This window comes from Paenibacillus tyrphae, from assembly GCF_027925525.1.
Classification (GTDB): domain Bacteria; phylum Bacillota; class Bacilli; order Paenibacillales; family NBRC-103111; genus Paenibacillus_G; species Paenibacillus_G tyrfis_B.
The window spans coordinates 1-1,278 of the sequence record NZ_BSDJ01000078.1 but is presented as its reverse complement, the minus strand read 5'-3'; the positions used below and the strand labels follow the sequence as shown (position 1 = coordinate 1,278).

The following is a 1,278-nucleotide window of genomic DNA, read 5'->3' as shown; positions in this document are numbered from 1 at the left end:
TGAACTGTGACCCAGATTGTGGACAGTTTGTAACAAACAGCCTTTGTCTAACTTGCCAGCAGATGACCTCTGAACTCGTCGGGGGTCATCTTTTTTAACGTCCATTGGTATCGTTCGGAATTGTAATACTGAATGTAGTCAGCGACACGCGCTCTAACTTCGTCAATGGTTTGACAATCCTTGAAGTCTACTTCATCTTTCATATGACCGAAGAACGATTCCATTGAGGCATTATCCCAGCAATTGCCCCTTCGTGACATGGACTGCCTGAAGCCTGCCTTGGCGATTTTCAGTCTCGTTTTCGGGTGGGTGTAGTGCATGCCTTGATCAGAGTGAAAAATGGCTTCGGGGTGAATGTTCCCGTCTAGTCGTTCCAACAGCCGATTAAGGGTCCGTTCTACAAGCGACACTTCTAGTGTGGCTGCAACACATTCGGCAAGAATTTGTCTGGTAGCCCCGTCTTTCACGCAAGAAAGGTACGCCCATTGTCCATTTCCATAGCGCAGGTAAGTAATATCGGTGAGAAACACCTTCTCCGGCTCGCCTTGGTTGAACTGGCGTTTGAGCAGGTTGGGACAGGTTTGGTGTTCCTGAGTCGCCTTAGCCATCTTGCGATAAGGATTAGCTTGACGTATTGCCGCGACCAAGCCAGTCTTGCGCATGAGGCGGCGAATTTTCTTGTGATTCATGACAACGCCGCTGATCTGCTCGAGACGCATCTTGATGACCAGAGCACCTGCCTTGCCTCGCAGCTCATCGAAATGCCGCTTGATAAGGTCAATGTCTCGCTCATCAGCCGCCACGCGAAGCTGACGATCCAGTTCAGCTGTAAGCCACCTGTAGTAACCGCTCGGACTAACAGCCGCAAGCTCACACAGATAACGCGTCATGCGCTTTAGCCCATATGTCCGAATCGTATGATAGATGATCTCGTAGCGCTCGAAGGGCCTTAGCGTTTTCTCTTCTGCCTTTCGAGCGCCTCGAGCTTTTTTAGAATGTCTACCTGGGCTTCAAGCAGTTTAATCTTGGCCTTCGCCCGCTTTAATTCTTCTTCCGTCGACAACTCACCGGCTGGTTTTCGGCCCGTGCTACCCTTTCCTCGTCTTTCCGTGGTGAGTCCTTCTTCACCATACCGGTCGTAGGTGTCACGCCAGCGTTTCAGACTGTGTTTAGGCTTCTTATGACCGATGATATCTAGGTCAAAGCCAGCTCGAATAAAGATTTCCGAAGGTGTCTGTCCTTGTGCGTAGGCTTGTACCGCGGCCAGCTTGAATGCAG

General features: G+C 50.5%; 1 protein-coding gene and 1 pseudogene. Both read right to left on the bottom strand.

The annotated features are described in order from the left end of the window. Positions 1 to 47: 47 nt before the first annotated feature. On the bottom strand, positions 48 to 914 hold the full coding sequence (locus QMG93_RS34905; RefSeq protein WP_281944501.1) for an IS3 family transposase: 867 nt from the start codon (positions 912 to 914) through the stop codon (positions 48 to 50). Positions 915 to 949: 35 nt separating this feature from the next. After that, positions 950 to 1,278, bottom strand: a pseudogene (locus tag QMG93_RS34900) (IS3 family transposase); the annotation flags it as partial.